Below are 23082 nucleotides of genomic sequence, written 5' to 3'. Positions count from 1 at the left end.
AATGTTGGAGTCTGAGGACCGGGCATTACCGCTTTCGCGTGGACAATTAGATATCTGGCTTTCCCAGGAAACCGGTCTGGTTGGTGCCGAGTGGCAGCTAGGTCTTTTGGTTCGGATCGAAGGTCAAGTAGAACGAGTTCTCCTTGAGCGGGCCATTCGTCAAGCTGTGACGGAGGCCGAACCCGCTCGCGCTGCGTTCTTTGAAGTGGATGGACAGATCGTCCAGCGCCCGATTGATCATTCGGATCTGGAGCTGGCGTTCGAGGACCTGCGCGATTCGGACGATCCGGCCGGTCTTGCTCGCAAAAAGGCGACGGATATTCAACGTACGCTGATGCCGCTGACCGGTCAGCTGCTGAAGTTCGCGTTGTACCGGACCGCGGACGACGAGTTCCACCTGTTCGGCTTGTGCCACCACATCAACCTGGATGGCTTGGGTATGGCGGTGGTGAGCCGTCGCGTCGCATCCATCTATACGGCGCTGGCCACGGGCGAACCCATTCCCCCCGCCTACTTCGGCACGCTCCAGGATCTCGTCGACTGGGAGACGGATTACGTCGCGTCCGCCGAATACGCCGAGGATCGGGAGTACTGGAGCAACAACCTCCCTCCGGACAGCGGGCTCGACTACCGGATGCCCCACGCTTCCGAAGAATCGGACGGCTACAAGCCGTCCGATTCCGTTCAGATGGACGACGTCACGGTCAGTGAGATCAAGGAACTGACAAAGGTTTTACGGATTCGCCGATACTCGGTGATCACCGCCGCCTGCGCGCTGCTGGTGCGGGGTTGGTCCACCTCTGGATCAGAGGTGGCTTTGGACTTCCCGGTCAGCCGGCGCGTGCATCCGGATTCCAGGACGCTGCCGGGCATGATGGCCGGGGTTGTGCCGCTCGTACTCAACGCCCCGCCACAGTCCACGGTCGCCGAGTTCTGCCGGCATGTGGATACGCGCATTCGTGAACTGCTGCAGCACCAGCGGTTCCCGGTGCACACCCTCGAGGACGAGGAATTCGGCTTGCGGGGCCCCCGGCATGCGGGAAACCGTGTTGCGGTCAACTTCATTCCGGCCAGACTGACCTTGGACCTCGCTGGCGCGCCCGCGACCGCGTCATATACCAATCACGGCCCCATGGGCCATTTTGGGCTTTTCTTTATCGGTGCAAGCGATCAGTTGGTCTTGAGCTCATCGGGTGACGGAGAGCCCTTCGCCAGATTCGGAGTGCCAAATCTGGCGGTCCGACTGCAACGCCTCCTCTCGGAGATGGCCGCCGATCCAGATCGGCGGCTTTCGTCTCTGGACTCCCTGGTCAACGACGAACTCGCGGACCTGGCGGAGCTCGGCAACAGGGCCATTCTCACCGCCCCGGCCGCCAGACCCGTGTCGATCCCTGAGCTGTTCACCGCGCAAGTGTCAGCCGAGCCGGATGCGGTGGCGCTGACCTTCGGTGGAAGCAGCCTGACATACCGCGAGCTGGACGAGGCCGCCGACCGCTTGGCGATCCAACTCGGACATCGGGGAGTGGGACCCGGCGATCGGGTAATCCTGTTTTCGGACCGATCGGCCCGCGCGGTCATCGGCATCCTCGCGGTGCTGAAGACCGGTGCGGCCTATCTGCCGGTTGATCCGGCAGTACCCGCGTCACGCCTGGAGTTCATTGTCAGCGACGCGGCCCCGGTCGCGGCCATCACCACCACTGATCTCAGGGGCCGGCTGGATGGTTTCGGTCTTGCCGTCATTGACCTCGATGCCCACACGGACTCACCAGCCGAAGGCCAATCTGGGTTAGTGCCGGCGGCTCCCGCGCCGGATGACATCGCGTACATCATTTACACCTCGGGCACCACTGGGGCGCCCAAGGGCGTGGCCGTCACGCACCACAACGTCACGCAGTTGATGCAGTCGTTGGACGCCGGTTTGCCCAAGCCAGGCGTATGGCCGTTGTGCCACTCCCTGGCCTTCGATGTCTCGGTCTGGGAGATCTGGGGTGCGCTGCTGCGCGGCGGCCGGCTGGCGGTAGTTCCCGAATCGATCACCGCTTCGCCGGCAGATTTCCACGATCTACTGGTCGCCGAACAGGTCACGGTTCTCACCCAGACGCCGTCCGCCGTGGCGATGCTTTCGCCCGATGGCCTTGAGTCGACCGCGCTCGCGGTGGTCGGCGAGGCCTGCCCGGCTGCCGTTGTGGACAAGTGGGCTCCCGGCCGAACGATGATCAACGCCTACGGACCGACAGAGACCACCATGTGTGTGGCGATCAGTGCTCCGCTCAAGGCCGACCTGCCCGATGCTGTGGTCCCGATCGGCTCCCCGGTGCCCGGTGCGGCGCTTTTTGTGTTGGACACCTGGCTGCAGCCGGTACCGGCGGGCGTCGTCGGCGAGCTGTATGTCGCCGGCGATGGCGTCGCATGCGGATACGTGGGCCGTTCGGATCTGACCGCATCACGCTTCGTGGCATGCCCGTTCGGGAAACCGGGTACTCGCATGTATCGCACGGGCGACCTGGTTTTGTGGGGTGACGACGGACAGCTGCAGTACCTGGGCCGTGCCGATGAGCAGGTCAAGATCCGCGGATACCGCATCGAGCTCGGCGAGGTTCAGGCGGCGCTGGGCGCTCTCGATGGAGTGGACCAGGCGGCAGCGATCGTGCGCGAGGATCGCCCGGGCGACAAACGCCTGGTCGGGTATGTCACCGGAACCGCGGATCCCGCCGAAATTCGCGGCATTCTGTCCAAACGTCTTCCTCCCTATATGGTTCCGGCCGCAGTGGTGGTGCTGGAGACATTGCCGTTGACCTCCAACAACAAGCTGGACACCCGAGCGTTGCCTGCTCCCGAATACGGCGGCCTGGGGGCCGACTATCGAGCCCCCGGCAACGCGGTGGAGGAGATTCTCGCGGGCGTGTACGCACAGGTGCTCGGTGTTGAGCGCGTGGGTGTCGACGACTCCTTCTTTGACCTGGGCGGGGACAGCATCCTGTCGATGCAGGTGGTGGCCCGCGCGCGGGCGGCGGGCGTACTGTGCCGGCCGCGAGACGTATTCATCGAACAAACGGTGTCGCGGCTGGCCGCGGTGGCCGAAGTATCCGGCGGCGAAGCCTATGTGGCCGACGAAGGTCTCGGTACGGTGGCGGTCACCCCAATCATGCATTGGCTGCGCGACGTCGACGGCCCCATCGTCGAGTTCAATCAGACGCTGGTGATTCAGGTGCCGTCCTCCGTGACGCAAGACGATGTGGTCATCGTCTTGCAGGCGCTGCTGGACCGGCACCCCTCTCTGCGTCTTCGCTTGCAGGACAACGATGGTGACTGGTCGCTGCTTGTTCCTGAGGCGGGAGCTGTTGACGCCCGCGACCGCTTGCACGTTGTCGGCGAGCTGTCCGATGAGGCATTGGTGGCCGCGCGCACCGCACTCGACCCGGCCACCGGCTCGATGCTCAGTGCGGTGTGGGTGCCCGGCACCGCGCAATTGGCGCTGGTCATCCATCACCTTGCAGTCGATGGCGTGTCCTGGCGAATCCTATTGGAAGACATAAACATTGCCTGGGCGCAGCATCATGGCGGTGCGGACATCGAACTGCCGGCAGGCGGAACGTCATTCGCTCGCTGGTCTGCGCTGCTGGCGGAGCATGCGCTCTCAACTGATGTGGTGGAGCAAGCCGATACCTGGCGGCAAGTTCTGGCTACGCCGGCCCGGGTGGGCACGGTGCAGCCGGAGATTGACACCTACGCGAACGCGGGACGGTTGTCCGTAGCGTTGGACACCGAGACCACCAGACAATTACTGGGCGAGGTACCCGCGGCATTTCACGCTGGGGTGCAAGACATTCTGCTGATCGCTTTCGGGCTGGCCTGGAACGAATTCCTCGGCGTCAGTGGAGCGCCCATCGCTTTCGATATTGAGGGACATGGCCGCCAGGAGGAGATCGGCGAGGCTGTTCACCGCCGCATCGACCTGTCACGCACGACCGGATGGTTCACCACCAAGTACCCGGCCTCGCTGGCGGTGGGCGAGCTCTCGTGGGCACAGGTGTCGGCCGGGGAGGCGGCTCTTGGCCCGGTGATCAAGACGGCGAAGGAACAGTTGCGTGCGTTGCCGGACGGCTTGACGTACGGGCTGCTGCGTTATCTGAACCCCGGTGTCGATCTGACCGGGCCCGAGCCGACAATCGGATTCAACTATCTTGGCCGGCTGGGCGCGGGAGCGGGCGATCTTTCCGAAGACTTTTGGCGGATCAGTGCGGACAGCTTGCGGCTGACGGATGTGGCCGCGGCGATTTCGATGCCATTGGCGCATTCGGTGGAACTCAATGCCGGCACCATGGACACCGCGGCGGGCCCCGAGCTTCGTGCCAACTGGTCGTGGGCGCCATCGGCACTGGACGGTGCCCAGGCCGATCGCTTGAGTCGGTTGTGGTTCGAGGCTCTGGCCGGAATCTGCGCGCATGTTCGTTCCGGCGGAGGCGGATTGACGCCCTCCGACCTGGCGCCGGCGCGACTGAACCAGCCGCAAATTGATGCCTTGGTGCAGCAGTACGATATTTCTGACGTCCTCCCGCTGACCCCACTACAACAGGGACTGCTATTCCAGGCCGGATTCGCGGAAGCCACTGGAGATTCCACCGAAGACGACGTGTACGCGGTGCAGTTGGCACTTACTCTCACCGGCGCCCTTGATGTTGCCCGGTTGCATGATGCGGTGAGTGCAGTGGCCAAACGCCACCCGAACCTGGTTGCGCGCTTCAGTGAGGAATACGGAGAGCCCGTACAGATCATCCTCGCGGATCCGGTAATCGCCTGGCAACATGTCGAATTGATCGGTGACATCGATCAGCAGGTGGAACAGTTGTGTGCTGCTGAACGTGCCGCGGTGTGCCGATTGTTCACCGAGCCGGTCTTTCGGGCCGCACTTATCTCGGGGCTCGGCGGCGCCGAAGATGGCGAAGTGGGCAAGCATCGGCTCGTCCTGACCGCACACCACATCGTGATCGACGGATGGTCACTACCGATCCTGCTGCAAGAGATCTTCAGCATCTACTACGGACACCAGCTGCCTGCACCCGCTCCCTACCGCAACTTCGTCACGTGGCTCGCTGGGCAAGACCGCGTTGCCGCGCAATCGGTGTGGGGTAGGGCTCTCGACGGTTTCGAGGCCCCCACCTTGGTGGGATCGCTCGCCACCGCAGGGCGTCGGGGAGTGGAGTCCTATCGGATTTCCGAGGACATCACCCGGTCACTGGGTGAACTTGCCCGTGCGCAGCACACCACCGTCAACACGGTTCTACAGGCCGCGTGGGCTCAGGTGCTGACGTGGTTGACCGGTCAGCACGACGTCGCGTTCGGTACGGCGGTGTCGGGGCGTCCCGCCGACTTGGCCGGTGCCGATTCGATGGTTGGCCTGCTGATCAACACGGTGCCGGTGCGTGCGAACATCACTGCCGCGACCACCGTTGCCGATCTACTGGATCAGTTGCAGCGCATGCACAATGACACCGTTGAGCATGAGCACTTGGCGCTCAACGAAATTCATCATGCGATTGGATTGGATAGGCTCTTCGACACACTATTCGTGTACGAGAACTATCCGATCGACGCCGACGCGCTGCTCGGTGCGCGGGAGCTCGGCATCACCGATTTCAGCAGCCGCGAGTACAACCATTACCCGTTGTCGGTGGTGGCTATGCCGGGCAATGAACTGAGCCTGCGCGTCGAATTCGACACCGATGTCTTCGATTCGGCGGAAATCGATACCGTCGTCGACAAACTGCGTCAGGTGCTGGCGGCCATGACCGTTGACCCGGCCACGAGGCTGTCGTCGATCGATCTACTCGATGCCGGCGAACACGACCGGTTGGACAAGTGGGGTAACCGGGCGGTGTTGATCCGGCCGGAGCCTGCGTTGACATCGATTCCGGAACTTTTCGCCGCGCAGGTGGCACGCGCCCCGGAGGCGATCGCGATCACCTGTGGTGAACGGTCGTGGAGCTACGGTGAATTGGACGCCACCGCGAACCGTTTGGCGAACCACTTGGTGACCCACGGTGCTCGTCCCGGTGAGCGTGTGGCACTGCTGCTGCCGCGTACCGGCGAAGCGATCGCTGCCATCCTGGCTGTGCTCAAGACCGGAGCGGCGTATCTGCCGATCGATCCTGCCCATCCCGATTCGCGCGTCGACTTCGTGTTGGGTGACGCCGCCCCAATCGTCGCGGTCACCACGGCGGAACTGCTCCCGCGCCTCAGCGCCTCCGGTGTGCCGGTGATCGATATCGACGATCCGGCGGTCAGCGCGCAGAATGACACCACGTTGCCTGTTCCGGCGGTGGATGACATCGCGTACATCATCTACACGTCGGGTACTACCGGTGCTCCCAAGGGCGTTGCGGTGACCCACCGCAACGTCGCGCAGCTGCTGGAATCGCTCGACGCGGAATTGGCTTTGGGGCAGGTCTGGACCCAATGCCATTCGCTGGCATTCGACTACTCGGTGTGGGAAATCTGGGGTGCGCTGTTGTACGGCGGACGATTGCTCGTCGTGCCGGACGCGGTTGTCCGCTCACCAGAAGAGTTGCATGCCTTGCTCGTCAGCGAGGAAGTCAGCGTGCTGAGCCAGACGCCCTCGGCGTTTTATGCGTTGCAGACTGCTGATGCGCTGCAGCCTGAAATGGGGCAGCAACTCAAGCTCCAGACCGTGGTCTTCGGTGGAGAAGCGCTGGAACCACAACGGCTTTCGTCGTGGTTCGACAGTCATCCAGGGCTGCCGCGCATGATCAATATGTACGGAATCACCGAGACGACGGTGCACGCCTCATTCCGGGAAATCGATGACGGAGATGTCGATAGCAACAGCAGCCCGATCGGCGTGCCACTGGAGCATCTTGCCTTCTTCGTGCTCGACGGTTGGCTCCGGAAGGTGCCGGTGGGTGTCGTTGGAGAGTTGTATGTGGCCGGCTCCGGGCAGGCGAGTGGATACCTGGGGCGCTCCGATCTGACGACAACCCGTTTTGTCGCATGCCCATTCGGGGCCCCTGGCTCGCGCATGTACCGCACCGGAGACCTGGTGCAGTGGGGTGAAGACGGACAGCTGCGCTACGTGGGCCGCGCCGACAAGCAGGTCAAAATCCGTGGTTACCGAATTGAACTCGGTGAGGTTCACGCGGCGTTGGCGCGCGTGGCGGGAGTGGACCAGGCGGCGGTGATCGCCCGTGAGGACCGGCCCGGCGATAAGCGGCTGGTGGGTTACATCACCGAATCAACGGCGGGCACTTTGGATCCGACGGCAGTGCGAGCCACCCTGGCGGAGCGTCTGCCGTCCTATATGGTTCCTGCCGCCGTGGTGGTTTTGGATGCTTTGCCGCTTACCGTCAACGGCAAGCTCGATACCCGTGCTCTCCCCGCGCCGGAGTTCCAGGATGCCGATCATTACCGCGCGCCCGAGGATGCAGTCGAGGAGATCTTGGCGGGTATCTACGCGCAGGTGCTCGGCGTCGAGCAGATCGGTGTGGATGACTCCTTCTTTGACCTGGGCGGAGACAGCATTTCGTCCATGCAGGTAGTGGCCCGTGCTCGGGCCGCCGGACTGTTGCTGCGACCGCGCGACATCTTCGTCGAGCAGACGGTGTCGCGGCTGGCTCAGGTCGCCGTATTCGCCGACGGGGAAGCCACTGTGGTCGACGCGGGCACCGGGCCGGTGGTCGCGACCCCGATCATCCGTTGGCTGCACGGACTCGGCGGCAATGTCGGCGAGTTCAACCAGACAGTCGTGCTGCAGGCTCCCGAGGGGGTGTCCGAGGACGATGTGGTGACCGTGTTGCAGGCGCTGCTGGATAGGCATGCCACACTGCGGTTACGTGCCGAGGAGAACGACGGCGAGTGGGCGCTGCTGATACCCGAGGTGGGAACGGTGGACGCTCGGGCGTGCCTTCTCGCGGTCGAAGCGCTTTCCGACGAGGCGCTGCGCCATGCCCGGTCGCGGCTGAACCCCGCGACCGGTTCGATGCTGAGTGCTCTATGGGAGAGCGGCAAGAATCGCTTGGTGTTGATCGTCCACCACCTGGCTGTCGACGCGGTGTCGTGGCGGATCCTGTTGGAAGACTTCAACATCGCCTGGGCGCAGCACCACGGAGGGCAGGCGGTGGAATTGCCCTCGGGCGGCACGTCGTTTGCCCGGTGGGCGACTCTGCTCGATGAGCGCGCACGAACCGCCGACGTGGAGGCGCTGACCGACACCTGGCGGCAGGTGGAGAAGATTCCGCCGGCGTTGCCGGCCGTGCACCCCACCATGGACACCTATGCCAGTGCCGGGCAATTGTCGGTATCGCTGGACGCTGATCTCACCCGCGAGCTGCTGGGCGAGGTGCCCGTCGCATATCACGCTGGGGTTCAGGACATTCTTCTGATCGCTTTCGCCTTGGCCTGGAACGAGTTCCTGGGCTCGGCCGGAGCGCCGATTGGCATCGATGTCGAGGGGCATGGCCGCAACGAAGAGTTCGTGGCCGACGCGGATCTGTCCCGAACTGTCGGCTGGTTCACCAGTAAGTACCCGGTGTCGCTTGCGGTCGGTGAGCTGTCCTGGGCGCAGGTGGTGGCCGGTGACCCCGCGCTGGGGCCGGTTATCAAGGGCGCCAAGGAACAACTTCGCACGTTGCCGGACGGGCTGACCTATGGTCTGCTGCGCTACCTGAACCCGGATGCCGATGTCGCCGGGCCCGACCCGTCGATCGGTTTCAATTACCTGGGCCGCCTCGGTGCGGGCGGTGTCGACCTGTCCGACGACCTGTGGCGGATCGACCAGGACGGGGTGGCTATCACCGCTGCCGCGACAGCGGTGCCAACGCCCTTGGGACACACCGTCGAACTCAATGCGGGCGTGATGGAAGACGCCGATGCGGGCGCGCGACTGCACGCGACATGGACGTGGGCACTGTCGGCTCTGAGTCACAACCAGGTCGACCGCATCAGCAGGCTCTGGTTTGACTCACTGGCCGGAATCTGTGCGCATGTCCGTGGTGGCGGGGGAGGACTGAGCCCTTCGGACGTCATGCCCGCGCGGCTGACTCAGCAGCAGATCGATCAGTTGGACGAGCAGTACGAAATTGCCGACGTCCTGCCGCTGACGCCGTTGCAGCAGGGATTGTTGTTCCACTCGAACCTGGCGCCGGAAGGGCTGGAGGGTAGCGACGACCTGTATGCCGTGCAACTCGATGTCGCGTTGAGCGGGCCACTGGATCCGAAACGGCTGCAAGACGCGGTGCACAGCGCGATACGGCGCCGTCCGAATGTGGTGGCTAGGTTCTACGAAGAGTTCGGTGAACCGGTCCAGCTCATTCCGGCAGATCCCGAACTGGCCTGGCAATATCTCGAGTTGGATGCCGACAGCGAAGCCGAGGAGCAGGTTGAGCGGCTCGCGGCCTCGGAACGGGCAGCGGTCTGCGACCTGGCGGGCCAGCCTGCTTTCCGGGCCGCACTCGCCCGAACCGGGACAGATCAGTATCGATTCCTGGTCACCAATCACCACATCGTGCTCGACGGATGGTCAAAGCCGATCCTGCTGCAGGAGATCTTCGCCAGCTACTTCGGCGAACGTCTGCCGGCTCCCGTGGCCTATCGCAGGTTTGTCACCTGGCTCTCCGGGCAGGACAACGACGCCGCGCGGTCGGCCTGGGGCAAGGTCTTCGAAGGTTTCGAGACCCCGACGCTGGTGGGCCCTCCGGGGCGAATGGTGTTGGGCCGCAGAGGTGTTGAATCCTTCGAGGTGTCCGCCGAGACCACCCAGGCGCTCGGCGAGCTGGCGCGCTCGTGCCGCACCACCGTCAGCACGGTGCTGCAGGCCGCATGGGCTCAGCTGCTGATGTGGCTGACCGGCCAGACCGATGTTGCGTTCGGCACCGCGGTATCGGGTAGGCCAACGGACCTCGTCGGGGCGGAATCGATGGTGGGCCTGTTGATCAACACGGTGCCGGTCCGCGCGACCATCACACCGGACACCACGATCGCGAGCCTGCTGAACCAGCTGCAGGCCGCCTACGGGGAGACCTTGGAGCATCAGCATCTGGCGCTCAAAGAGATCCACCATGCGGTCGGACATGACCAGCTTTTCGACACCATGTTCGTCTACGAGAACTACCCCATCGACACGGCCGCACTATCTCGCGTGCACGAGCTGTCTATCACCGGGTTCAGCAATCGCGAGTACAACCACTACCCGCTTGCGGTCCAAGCTACACCGGGCCACGAGCTGGGGCTGCGCGTCGAATTTGACACCGATGTCTTCAACGCCGTTCGAATTGGCAAGTTGGTCAAGAGGTTCCAGCGTGTGCTGGAGGCCATGACATCTGATGTTAAAGGGAAGAAGAAGGAGCCAACATGAGCGCCGATCCCACCCGGACTTTGTTGTCGATGGATCTTCTCGACGACGACGATCACGACCGTCTCGACGAATGGGGTAACCGCGCGGTGCTCACCGAGCCCGCCGCCGAACCCGTCTCGATCCCGGTGGTTTTCGCAGTCCAGGTGGAGCGCGCGCCGGAGACCGTCGCACTGGTGTGCCGGGACAGGTCTTGGACCTATCGCGAGCTGGATCAGATCACCAACCGCATCGCGCACCTGCTGGCGGGTAACGGAGCGGGCCCGGGAGAGGTTGTGGGACTGTTGGTGCCACGCTCCGGCGAGGCGATCATCGGTCTACTGGCCATCCTCAAGACGGGGGCGGCGTACCTTCCGATCGACCCGGCTCATCCCGACGAGCGCATCAAGTTCATGGTGTCGGACGCGGGACCGGTGGCCGTGCTCACCACGGCGGACTTGGGTTCTCGGTTCGAGGGACTCGATGTGAGTGTCATCGAGATCGACGATCCCCTCATCGACGGTCAGCCCAGTTCGGCGCTGCCCACCCCGGAACCCGATGACCTCGCGTACATGACCTATACCTCGGGCACCACCGGTGTTCCCAAAGCGGTTGCGGTGACGCACCACAACGTGACGCAGCTGGTGGACGCCGTACGCGCCGATCTGCCTGCCAGACCGGGCGAGGTGTGGTCCCAATGGCACTCACTGGTCTTTGACGTATCGGTGTGGGAAATCTGGGGCGCACTACTGCACGGCGGCCGCCTGGTGGTGGTTCCCGAATCGGTGGCCTCATCGCCCGACGACCTCCACGAGCTGCTGATCAGCGAAAAGGTCAGCGTGCTTTGCCAAACCCCTTCGGCGGCAGGAATGTTGTCACCGGAACGGTTGGAGTCGACGACGCTCATCGTCGCGGGCGAGGCCTGCCCGCCAGAACTGGTGGACCGGTGGGCGACCAGCGGCCGCACGATGATCAACGCCTACGGGCCGACCGAGGCCACGATCTATGCGGCGATGAGTGGGCCGTTGACCCCCGGCTCGGGCGTGGCACCGATCGGTTCGCCGGTGCCCGGGGCGGCACTGTTCGTTCTGGACAAGTGGCTGCGTCCGGCGCCCGAAGGAGTGGTCGGTGAGCTGTACGTAGCCGGTAACGGGGTGGCGCCAGGTTATGCGCACCGCTCGGGTCTGACCGCATCTCGCTTCTTGGCCTGCCCATTCGGTGGGCCAGGTTCGCGGATGTACCGAACCGGGGATCTGGTGCAGTGGGGCGAAGACGGCCAGCTGCAGTATCTGGGCCGCGCAGATGAGCAGGTCAAGATCCGTGGCTATCGCATCGAATTGGGGGAGATACAAGCGGCCTTGTCACGGCTGGACGGGGTGGAGCAGGCGGTCGTGATCGCCCGCGAAGACCGTCCCGGCGACAAGCGTCTGGTCGGCTACATCATGGGCACCGCCGATCCGGTCGAGGCACGCAACGCGCTCGCCGAAAGGCTGCCCGCGTACATGGTTCCGGCCGCCGTCGTGGTCCTGGACGCATTGCCGCTGACCGTCAACGGCAAGCTGGACAAACGTGCCTTGCCCGCTCCCGAATACCGCAGTGTCGGAACTGATTACCGCGCGCCTTCCGGGCCGGTCGAGAAGGTCTTGGCCGATATCTACGCTCAGGTCCTCGGAGTGGATCGAGTGGGCGTGGACGAGTCGTTCTTCGATCTCGGCGGCGACAGCATCTTGTCGATGCAGGTGGTGTCGCGTGCTCGGGCGGCAGGTGTGCACTGCCGGCCACGCGATATCTTCGTCGAGCAGACCGTAAGCGGAGTGGCGGCGGTGGCCAGCCTCTCGGACGGCCGGGCCGGAATCGTCGATGACGGAATCGGCCCGGTGCTGGCCACTCCGATCATTCATTGGTTGCAGGGTGTGCCGGGCCCCGTAGACCAGTTCAACCAGACAATCGTGCTACAGGCTCCGGTCGGGGTAACCGAGGATGATGTCGTCGTCATCCTGCAGGCGCTCCTGGACCGCCATGCCACTTTGAGGTTGCGTGCCGAGAGCGGCGACGCCTCCGGCGGTTGGTCGCTTCTGGTTCCGGATACGGGCACTGTTGACGCGCGTGCCTGCCTGCGTGTGGCAGAGAGCTTGTCTGACGCAGAGCTGGTGGCGGCTCGCTCGCGCCTGAATCCGGCTGCCGGTGCGCAATTGAGTGCCGTGTGGGTACCCGACTCCCGCCAGCTCGCTCTCATGATTCACCATTTGGCTGTCGATGGCGTGTCATGGCGAATTCTGTTGGAAGACCTGAACATCGCCTGGGCGCAACACCATGGCGGACAGCCGGTCCAACTGCCCGCGGGCGGGACATCGTTCGCCCGTTGGGCCGCTCTACTCGACGAGCATGCGCGTTCCCAGGACGTGGTGGCAACGGCCGATGCCTGGCGCGAGGTGACCGCGGTGCCGGCGGCACTGCCCGCCGTAATGCCCGGACTGGATACCTACGCCACCGCGAAGACATTGTCGGTATCACTCGACGCCGATACCACCCGCGAGCTGCTCAGTGAGGTGCCGGCAGCGTTTCATGCTGGTGTACAAGACATTCTGCTGATCGCGTTCGGTTTGGCATGGAACGAATTCCTGGACTCCAACACCACCTCGATCGGTATCGGCGTCGAAGGACACGGACGCCAGGAGGAATTGGGCAGAGTTGCCGGACTGGATATCGACCTGTCACGCACTGTCGGGTGGTTCACCACCAAGTATCCGGTGTCCCTGAGCGTCGGCGGACTTTCCTGGAAGGAAATCGCCGACGGGTCCCCAGATCTAGGCCCAATCATCAAGAGCGCCAAAGAACAATTGCGGGCTCTTCCCGATCCGCTGACTTACGGACTGCTGCGCTACCTGAATCCGGACGTGGATCTGTCCGGACCGGAACCGGCCATCGGCTTCAACTACCTGGGCCGCCTCGGTGCCGGTGCCGCCGACCTCACCGATGACCTGTGGCGCATCAACGAGGACAGCCTCTCGTCGGCGGGCGTTGCCTCGTCGGTGTCCATGCCGCTGATGTACACGGTGGACCTCAATGCGGGCATTGTGGAGGGCGGCCTCGGTGAGGAGGCCGGCCCACATCTGCGCGCCGGTTGGACGTGGGCACCCTCGTCGGTCACCGAACCACAGGTGCAGCGGCTGAGTCAGCTGTGGTTCGAGGCCCTGGCCGGCATCTGCGCGTACGTCCGCGGTGGCGGCGGTGGACTGACCCCGTCCGATATCGCTCCCGCTCAACTGAGCCAGCAGCAGATCGATGAGCTGCACGAGCAGCACAAGATTGTCGACGTACTGCCGCTGACACCCATACAAGAAGGTCTGCTTTTCCACACCACATTCGCGCGCGCTGCGGGAGCGCTCGAAGGCGATGAGGCCGGAATCGACTTCTACGCAGTGCAGCTCGACATCACCGTGACGGGTCTTGTCGACCAGCTTCGGCTCCGCGACGCGGTACACACCGTGGTGCGCCGTCATCCCAATCTTGCCGCGCGCTTCTGCACACAGTTCGGTGATCCAGTACAGGTGATTCTGGCTGATCCGGTGATCGCGTGGCGGTACCTCGATCTTCGCGGTGACGACCTGACTCCCGATGAAGAGATTCAGCATTTGTGCGCTGCCGAGCGTGCCGCCGTCTGCGACCTCGCCGATCGGCCGACGCTGCGCGCGGCACTGATCCGCACGGAGGGGAACCAACATCGGTTCGTCCTCACGTTCCACCACGTGGTGATCGACGGCTGGTCGCTGCCGATCCTGTTGCAGGAGATCTTCGCCAGTTACTTCGGGCATCGACTTCCGGCTCCGTCGTCGTACCGGAGTTTCGTCAGCTGGCTGGCGGACCAGGACCTCGATGCGGCGCGCACGGCATGGGGCAAGGTCCTGGAAGGCTTTGACACACCGACTCTTGTCGCGCCGCCGGCGCCGCCTGGCGCCAGAGGTGTCGAGTCTTACCGGGTGTCCGCCGAGACCACCCAAGCCCTGGGCGATCTCGCACGCTCCCAGCACACCACAGTCAGCACCGTGCTCCAGGCCGCGTGGGCACAACTGCTCATGGTGCTGACCGGTCAGGACGATGTCGCGTTCGGTACCGCGGTTTCGGGCCGGCCCGCGGAGCTCGCCGGATCCGACTCGATCGTGGGATTGCTGATCAACACCGTGCCAGTGCGGGCGCGTGCCACCGCCTCCACCACGATTGCAGAACTATTGGGACAGCTGCAGAGTGCCCACAACGACACCATCGAGCATGAGCATCTGGCTCTCAACGAGATTCACCATGTCGCAGGCCATGAACAACTGTTCGACACCCTCTTCCTGTACGAGAGCTACCCCATTGACACCAGTGCGTTCATGGGCGTGCAGGAACTGGCCATCACCGAGTTCGTCACTCGCGAGTACAACCACTATCCGCTGTCGGTGATGGCGCTGCCGGGACATGAGCTGGGGATTCGCGTCGAGTACGACACGGACAAGTTCGGCCTGGACGACATCCAGGCAGTGTTCGAGCGGTTCGAGCGAGTGCTGGTCTCCATGGTTTCCGATGCGGACCAACGACTTTCGTCGCTGGACGTATTGCAGACCGATGAACACAAGCAGCTCGACGGTTGGGGTAACCGCAAGGTGCTGGTGCGCGGACCCGAGCCGGTGTTATCCATTCCGGAGGCTTTCGCCGAACAGGTCGACCGCGCTCCGGAGGCGGTGGCGCTGACATTCGAAGGCCGCTCGACGACGTACGGTGAGCTCGACGAAGCCGCCAATCGATTGGCCAATCTGCTATCGGTCTACGGCGCGGCGCCAGGGGAGTCGGTGGCACTGTTGATGCCGCGTTCCGACGAGGCGATTATCGCGATTCTTGCGATCCTCAAGACCGGCGCGTCATATCTACCGATCGATCCCTCCGTGCCGGACACGCGGCTGGAGTTCATGCTCTCCGATGCCGTGCCGATCGCGGCCGTCACAACCGCCGAACTGCGCGCCCGATTCGATGGGTCCGGAGTGTCTGTCGTCCAGTTCGATGATGCCGAGGACGACCCCACCGGCGCCATCTATGGGCATACGCCGTTGCTCACGCCGGCTCCCGATGACATCGCCTACACGATCTACACCTCGGGAACGACCGGCGTGCCCAAGGGTGTGGCGATCGCGCACAGCAACGTGACGCAGGCGCTCAAGTTCCCGCTCACCCATATGCCCACCGGGCCCGGCGAGGTCTGGACCCAAGCCGGGTCCCTGGTCTTCGACATCACCGTCTGGGAGATCTTCGGCGCGCTGCTGCACGGCGGCAGATTGGTGATCATTCCGGATTCGGTGGTGCGCTCGCCCGATGACTTCCGTGATCTGTTGATCCGGGAAAAAGTCACCGTACTGTTCCAGACTCCGTCGGCGGTCGGCATGTTGTCGCCTGAGGGATTGAACAACCTGACGTTGGTCGTCGCGGGCGAAGCCTGCCCCACCGAGGTAGTGGACCGATGGGCGCCCGGACGAGTGATGATCAACGGTTACGGGCCGACTGAAACGACCATCTATGCCACATTCGGCGAGTTGATCGCTGGATCGGGTGTGGTGCCGATCGGCGTTCCCGTGCCCGACGCGGCGCTGTTCGTGCTGGACAGGTGGATGCGGCCGGTGCCGCCGGGTGTGGTCGGCGAGTTGTATGTCGCGGGACTTGGCGTGGGCATCGGTTACGTGAAGCGGCAAGCCCTCACCGCCGCACGTTTTGTCGCCTGCCCGTTCGGCGAGCCCGGAACCCGCATGTATCGCACCGGAGACCTGGTGCGCTGGGGCGTGTCGGAGTCTTCGGTTGGACAGCTCGAGTATTTGGGCCGGGCCGATGAACAGGTCAAGATACGCGGCTTCCGCATTGAATTGGGTGAGATCCAGGCGGCACTTGCCGACGTGGATGGCGTGGAGCAGGCAGCGGTGATCGCCCGCGAGGATCGACCTGGCGACAAGCGTCTGGTCGGGTACTTCATCGGAACGGGCGAGCCGGCCGAGCTGCGCGCAGCATTGGCGAAACGACTGCCTCCCTATATGGTTCCTGCCGCCTTGGTGCGGTTGGAAGCATTGCCACTGACGGTGAACGGCAAGCTCGACAAGCGAGCACTGCCCGCGCCCGAATACGACGATGCGGCCCGCTATCGGGCCCCGGCCAATGCGGTGGAAGAGGCGGTTGCTGGCATCTACGCCCAGGTGCTGGGAGTCGAGCGCGTCGGTACCGATGATTCGTTCTTCGATCTCGGTGGTGATTCGATCTCGGCGATGCGCGTGGTTGCCGCGATCAACACGTCGTTCGACGCCCAGTTGGCGGTAAGGACGCTGTTCGAGGCACCCTCTGTGCGAAGCCTGAGTGGGTATTTGGATGGCGCCGCGGGTGCACCGGCCAATGGGCCGACCTATGCCTCCGTGCACGGACCGGGCGCCACCGAGGTGAGGGCCAGTGACCTCACCCTGGATAAATTCATCGATGAGGCCACGCTGCAGAAGGCCCCGACGCTGCCGCGCGCCGAAGCGACAGCGCGGACGGTGCTGTTGACGGGAGCCACCGGCTTTCTGGGGCGGTATCTGGTGCTGCAATGGCTCAGGGAGTTGGAGCAGGTCGACGGCACACTGATCTGCTTAGTGCGGGCCAAGTCTGACGAAGAGGCACGCCGGCGTCTGGACAAGACATTCGACAGCGGTGACCCGGAACTCATCCGGGTGTACGAGGCGCTGGCGGCCGACCGGCTACAGGTGATCGCCGGAGACAAGGCCGAACCCAGCCTCGGGCTGGATCAGGACACTTGGCAGAGGCTGGCCGATACCGTCGACCTGATTGTCGATTCTGCGGCACTGGTCAACAGCGTGCTGCCGTATAGCGAGCTGTTCGGGCCCAATGTGGTGGGCACGGCCGAACTCATCCGGTTTGCGCTGACAACAAAACTCAAGCCATACACCTACATTTCGACGGCCGATGTGGGCCGTGAGATCGAGAAGTCGGTATTCCGCGAAGACGCCGATATTCGAGTCATCAGCGCGACCAGGCCGTCCGATGGCAGTTACGCCAATGGGTACGGCAATAGCAAGTGGGCGGGCGAGGTGCTGCTGCGGGAAGCTCATGAGCAGGTTGGGTTGCCGGTCAAGGTGTTCCGTTCCGGGATGATCATGGTTGACACGAGCTATGCCGGTCAGGTGAACGCTTCGGACACGGTGGCCCGCATGGTGCTCAGCGTCGTCGCGACGGGAGTGGCGCCGTACTCCGTTTACCAGCTCGATGCCGACGGGAATCGGCAGCGCGCGCACTTCGACGGGCTGCCGGTGGAATTTGTGGCGGAGGCGATCACGGCCCTGGGAGGCGGTGCCGCCGGCTCATTCGACGGATCTGCGGATTTTGAGACCTACCACGTGATGAATCCGCATGACGACGGCATCGGGATCGACGAGTACGTCGACTGGTTGATCGAAGCCGGTCATCCGATCGAACGCATTGACGATTTCGGCGAGTGGGTGCGGCAGTTCGAGGCTCGTCTGCACGCCTTGCCCGATCACCAGCGCCAGGGGTCGGTGTTGCAGATGCTGAAGATCCTGCAGGACCACGGTTGGGATGGTCAGCCGCCGGAACCCGTGCGGGGGCCAATGGCACCGGCAGACCGTTTTCACGCGGCCGTCCGGAAGGCGAAAATCGGTTCCGACCACGATATTCCGCAGGTATCGGCGCCGATCATCGCAAAATATGCGAGTGACCTTCAATTGCATGGGTTGCTTTAACGTGCGGTAGCGGATGACGCCGCGATGCAATTCCCGTGATGGTTAATTGAATCCAGCCACTTCGGGTCGGGATGAATACATGTCTATTGAACGCGCCCAGCGTAATTCGGGCTGATTCGGTAGGAGATGTCATTCGCGAGCAAACGAGGTAGGGTTAGGGATATGTGGCGGGAATTATTGGGTTTGGCATTTTTGATGTCACTGAACCCGGTGCTGCTCGGTTTGATCCTTGTGGTGATTTCGCGACCCCGCCCCGTGCAGAACCTGCTGGCGTTCTGGGTTGGTGCGCTGGTGGTCAATGTGCCGTCATTTGTGATCGCACTTTTCGCCCTGCACATGGTCCCGAGTTTCGCGTCCTTCGCAAAGAATCTTGCGACCGCGGACCCAGGTTCGTCCATCAAGCCTCTTCAACTCGGCACCGGCGTGCTCTGTGTCGTCATAGCCGTGTGGATAGCGACACGGCTCCGGTCCCGCCAGCGTGAGAACCAGCCTGTGGCGACGGGGGCGGGCGGCGATTCGTCGGTCTTGGTACTGGACTCGGAGGCACCAGCGGTCGAAGCCCGGCCGGTGGGCCGAATCAGGGGTGCTGTTTCTTACCTCGGCTCGACATTTCAGCGCCTTCTTCACCGAGGCAAGGGCGCCTGGGAGAACGGTGCGCTGTGGGTGGCACTGGTACTCGGAATCGGATACATGCCGCCGCCACCATTGGTTCTGCTGGTGGACACCATCATCGTGGGTTCCGGTACCGCGATGAGCACGCAGGTCATCGCGGCCGTCGTCTTCGTCTTCACCATGCTCGCGGTTTTCGAGATCGCGCTCATCAGCTATGTGATCGCCCCGGCGCGGACCCAGGCCGTGCTCGAACCGATTCATAACTGGGCACTGTCCCATCGGCAGTTGGTGTTGCTGGTCCTGTTCGCGGTGGTCGGAATCTGGCAGGTGCTCACCGGAGTCGGTCTCGTCTGACCGACTGCGATCCAGCCGGTCCGGAGCATCTTTCGCTAGGGCTCCGGTGGCCGTTATCGCGGTCCGGCTGCGTGCCGTTTGCGTACTGCGCAAATAATCCCTTGGGCGACAGGCGAAATACTCGTGCAGTTCCTGATGAACAACAGTACGGTGGTGGTGCGGCCGGGTGCGGATCGGTTAACTGCTCATGCATGGGTGGCGGGTTTGAATCCCGTCGGGTTCTTAGGGATCCACGGCAGTTGGATGTGTCCGGATTCGATTTCGCCTGTGCCGCAGCTCTTGTCGGATTTCAGCGGCGGACGCCCGCAGCAGCCGCGACGGATGTGGCAGATCTTGCCGCACCTATCGTCTCGGCCTGAGCGCTTCACCGCCGCAACCGGCAGGTGTGTGATGATCGGGTCGTGAGCACCGAACCGAGTATGGGCCTCGACAAGGACATGATGCCCGTGCCCCACGCGCATCCCCACGTCTACGAGGCCCGCTGGCCGGTGCGGATGGCAGACGTCGACTCCGGCGGGCGACTACGGCTGGACGGGGCTGCCCGGCATATCCAGGACATCGGCCAGGATCACCTGCGGGGAGTGGAGGCCGAGGAGACCCACCCGCTGTGGATCGTGCGTCGCACCATGATCGATGTCATCAAGCCGATCGACTTCAAGGAAGCGCTGTGGCTGCGCCGGTGGTGTTCGGCCACCTCCAACCGGTGGTGTCAGATGCGGGTACGGCTGGATGGACGCGATGGCGGGCTCGTCGAATCGGAAGCGTTCTGGATTCACGTCAGCAGCGAGACCCAGGGGCCGGCGCGTATCGACGACGACTTCCTCGCCACCGTCGCGTCCACGACCGATGTGGGCCGGTTGCGTTGGAAGCCTTACAACAAGCCCGGGAGCCGCGACACCGCGACGGACATCCGGGACTTCCCCGTGCGCTTCACCGACATGGATCTGTTCGACCACATGAATAACTCCGTCTACTGGAGCATCGTGGAAGATCACCTCTCCAGGGAATCCGAGACCCGGTCCGCGCCGTTCCGGGTATGCCTCGAGCACGACTCCGCGGTTTCGCTGGGGGACAAGCTCGAGATCATCACCAACGTCTACGAGGACGGAACCGAGTTCGGTGTCCCGGGTCGCGGTGTTACAACGCTCACATATGTCGTTGGCGACGAAGTGAAGGCCCTCGCCTCGATATTCGCTCGATAACTAGACGCGGCGTCGGTCGTTTAACAGTACGAGCGTTCTGAACAGGGGATTGTTGGTTACCGGTCGGTAGCAACAGTACGGGCGTACGATTAGCCGCTTCGCAAGGTTAGCAAAAGGCTGTCAATGCCTAGCGAAAATTGGCATCGGGAACGGGTGGACCTGCGCATATGGTCTGTGACATCGTCGTAACAGTCAACGCAGTGAACGTGCCTGAGCGTTAACAATCTGTCCGTGGCAGAAAATCGGACAGCCAAACGTCAGGGCAAGTAACAGAGGAGTACCAATGTCGAATGTCGGCAAGCCGCGCACCGCGGCCGAAATCCAGCAGGACTGGGACACCAACCCCCGCTGGAAGGGCATCACCCGCGACTACACCGCCGCCCAGGTTGAGGAGCTGCAGGGCAGCGTCGTCGAGGAGAACACCCTTGCCCGCCGTGGCGCCGAGATCCTGTGGGACGCCGTCAGCAAGGACGACGACTCGTACATCAACGCGCTGGGTGCCCTGACCGGCAACATGGCCGTGCAGCAGGTCCGCGCCGGCCTCAAGGCCATCTACCTGTCCGGTTGGCAGGTCGCCGGTGACGCCAACCTTTCCGGCCACACCTACCCGGACCAGAGCCTGTACCCGGCCAACTCGGTGCCGGCCGTGGTTCGCCGCATCAACAACGCCCTGCTGCGTGCCGACGAGATCGCCCGCGTCGAGGGCGACACCAGTGTCGACAACTGGCTCGTGCCGATCGTCGCTGACGGTGAGGCCGGCTTCGGTGGCGCGCTGAACGTCTACGAACTGCAGAAGGCCATGATCGCCGCGGGTGCCGCCGGTACCCACTGGGAGGACCAGCTGGCCTCGGAGAAGAAGTGCGGCCACCTCGGTGGCAAGGTGCTGATCCCCACCCAGCAGCACATCCGCACCCTGACCTCTGCTCGCCTGGCCGCCGACGTCGCCAACACCCCGACCGTCGTCATCGCCCGCACCGATGCCGAGGCCGCCACCCTCATCACCTCCGATGTGGATGAGCGCGACAAGCCGTTCGTCACCGGTGAGCGCACCTCCGAGGGCTTCTACAACGTGCAGAAGGGCATCGAGCCCTGTATCGCGCGCGCCAAGGCATACGCTCCGTACGCCGACCTCATCTGGATGGAGACCGGTGTGCCGGATCTCGAGGTCGCTCGCAAGTTCGCTGAGGCTGTCAAGGCCGACTTCCCGGACCAGCTGCTGTCCTACAACTGCAGCCCGTCCTTCAACTGGAAGCAGCACCTGGACGACTCGACCATCGCCAAGTTCCAGAAGGAACTGGGTGCCATGGGCTTCAAGTTCCAGTTCATCACCCTGGCCGGCTTCCACGCCCTGAACTACTCGATGTTCGACCTGGCCTACGGTTACGCCCGCGAGGGCATGACGGCCTACGTCGACCTGCAGGAGCGTGAGTTCGCTTCCGAGGCGCGTGGCTACACCGCCACCAAGCACCAGCGCGAGGTTGGCGCCGGTTACTTCGACAAGATCGCCACCACGGTCGACCCGAACACCTCGACCGCGGCGCTGAAGGGCTCGACCGAAGAGGGCCAGTTCCACTAAGCCGTCAGGCGAGGTGGAACCCAGCGGCTGAAGCCACTAAGCCACTTCCTCAAGCCGGGCCACGCGCCCACGTCAAGACTCTCGGTGTGACCCACTGAGTTGACAGCACAGGCCCCGCCCACGTATCCCGTTGGGCGGGGCCTGTGTGCTGGATGGATGAGCCGCTCGGGCGAAGACCATCAGGTAAAGCCAAAACTAACAACGATGTTCAGGGAGTAGTACGAAGATGACGGACGGAATCACGCGCGTAGGGGTTATCGGCGCGGGGCAGATGGGCGCGGGTATCGCCGAGGTATCGGCACGTGCCGGTGTCGACGTGCTGGTGTTCGAGACCACCGAGGCGCTCACCACCGCCGGGCGCGATCGAATCACCAAGTCGCTCGACCGCGGCGTCTCCGCCGGGAAGATCACCGAGCGCGAGCGCGATGCCGCCGTCGCCAACCTGAAGTTCACCACCGACCTGGCCGATTTCGCCGATCGTCAGCTCGTCATCGAGGCCGTCATCGAGGACGAGTCCATCAAGTCCTCGATCTTCGCCAAGCTCGATGAGGTGATCACGGATCCCGATGCGGTGCTGGCGTCCAATACCTCCAGCATCCCGATCATGAAGATCGCCGCGGCGACCAAAAACCCGGGACGCGTGCTCGGGCTGCACTTCTTCAACCCGGTGCCGGTGCTGCCGCTCGTCGAGTTGATCTCGACTCTCGTCACCACTCCCGAGGCCGCCGCCCGCACCGAGGCCTTCGCGAGCGAGGTGCTGGGCAAGCAGGTGGTGCGCGCCGCCGATCGTTCCGGCTTCGTGGTCAACTTCCTGCTGGTGCCTTACCTGCTGGCCGCCATCCGTATGGCCGAATCTGGTTTCGCCACAGTCGAAGACATCGACAAGGCGGTCGTCGCGGGCCTGTCGCACCCGATGGGCCCGCTGCGGTTGTCGGATCTCGTCGGCCTCGACACGTTGAAGCTCATCGCCGATTCGATGTACGACGAGTACAAGGAGCCGCTGTACGCCGCACCGCCGCTGCTGCTGCGGATGGTGGAAGCGGGCCGTCTCGGTAAGAAGAGCGGCGTCGGGTTCTACGAGTACAAGGCCAAGTAGCCACCCCACCGCGCGAGGGCATACCGCACGCACAGATCACAGCCCGATCGGATGCGAGCGGTGTGCCCTCGTCGTGTTGATGCCTGGGCGCGAAATGCGCATTTCTCTTGACCAGGATCACCCAGAGGTGGTTA

6 protein-coding genes are annotated in these 23082 nt (G+C 63.7%); all 6 read left to right on the top strand.

Translation table 11 applies throughout. From position 1 onward, the window contains the following. Position 1 precedes the first annotated feature (1 nt). The 6 genes from MAB_RS20780 (at position 2) to MAB_RS20755 (ending at position 22948) form a co-directional block, all read left to right on the top strand. Positions 2 to 10366: a non-ribosomal peptide synthetase gene (locus MAB_RS20780; protein ID WP_012296729.1), complete on the top strand. Its 10365-nt coding sequence runs from the start codon at positions 2 to 4 to the stop codon at positions 10364 to 10366. Next, the gene (locus MAB_RS20775) at positions 10363 to 18108 is read left to right on the top strand and encodes a non-ribosomal peptide synthetase (protein ID WP_005086331.1); all 7746 of its coding nucleotides are present in this window, start codon (positions 10363 to 10365) and stop codon (positions 18106 to 18108) included. Before MAB_RS20780 ends, MAB_RS20775 begins: the two co-directional genes overlap by 4 nt. A 162-nt stretch (positions 18109 to 18270) precedes the next feature. Further along, on the top strand, positions 18271 to 19074 hold the full coding sequence (locus MAB_RS20770; protein ID WP_005085935.1) for a GAP family protein: 804 nt from the start codon (positions 18271 to 18273) through the stop codon (positions 19072 to 19074). Positions 19075 to 19493: 419 nt separating this feature from the next. Further along, positions 19494 to 20276: an acyl-[acyl-carrier-protein] thioesterase gene (locus MAB_RS20765; protein WP_005086329.1), complete on the top strand. Its 783-nt coding sequence runs from the start codon at positions 19494 to 19496 to the stop codon at positions 20274 to 20276. A gap of 283 nt (positions 20277 to 20559) precedes the next feature. Beyond that, entirely contained in the window at positions 20560 to 21852 is a 1293-nt protein-coding gene (gene aceA, locus MAB_RS20760) for an isocitrate lyase (protein WP_005085937.1), read from the top strand. Positions 21853 to 22078: 226 nt separating this feature from the next. After that, positions 22079 to 22948: a 3-hydroxybutyryl-CoA dehydrogenase gene (locus MAB_RS20755; RefSeq protein WP_005062138.1), complete on the top strand. Its 870-nt coding sequence runs from the start codon at positions 22079 to 22081 to the stop codon at positions 22946 to 22948. Positions 22949 to 23082 lie beyond the last annotated feature (134 nt).

This window comes from Mycobacteroides abscessus ATCC 19977 (assembly GCF_000069185.1).
In the GTDB taxonomy this organism is placed as follows: domain Bacteria; phylum Actinomycetota; class Actinomycetes; order Mycobacteriales; family Mycobacteriaceae; genus Mycobacterium; species Mycobacterium abscessus.
This window is presented reverse-complemented; position numbering and strand designations above follow the sequence as displayed.

What these genes read in the sequence shown, in the direction of transcription:
- MAB_RS20755 (WP_005062138.1), top strand. Translation starts at nt 22,079, where the DNA reads ATGACGGACGGAATCACGCGCGTAGGGGTTATCGGCGCGGGGCAGATG.
- aceA (WP_005085937.1), top strand. Translation starts at nt 20,560, where the DNA reads ATGTCGAATGTCGGCAAGCCGCGCACCGCGGCCGAAATCCAGCAGGAC.
- MAB_RS20765 (WP_005086329.1), top strand. Translation starts at nt 19,494, where the DNA reads ATGGGCCTCGACAAGGACATGATGCCCGTGCCCCACGCGCATCCCCAC.
- MAB_RS20780 (WP_012296729.1), top strand. Translation starts at nt 2, where the DNA reads ATGTTGGAGTCTGAGGACCGGGCATTACCGCTTTCGCGTGGACAATTA.
- MAB_RS20775 (WP_005086331.1), top strand. Translation starts at nt 10,363, where the DNA reads ATGAGCGCCGATCCCACCCGGACTTTGTTGTCGATGGATCTTCTCGAC.
- MAB_RS20770 (WP_005085935.1), top strand. Translation starts at nt 18,271, where the DNA reads ATGTGGCGGGAATTATTGGGTTTGGCATTTTTGATGTCACTGAACCCG.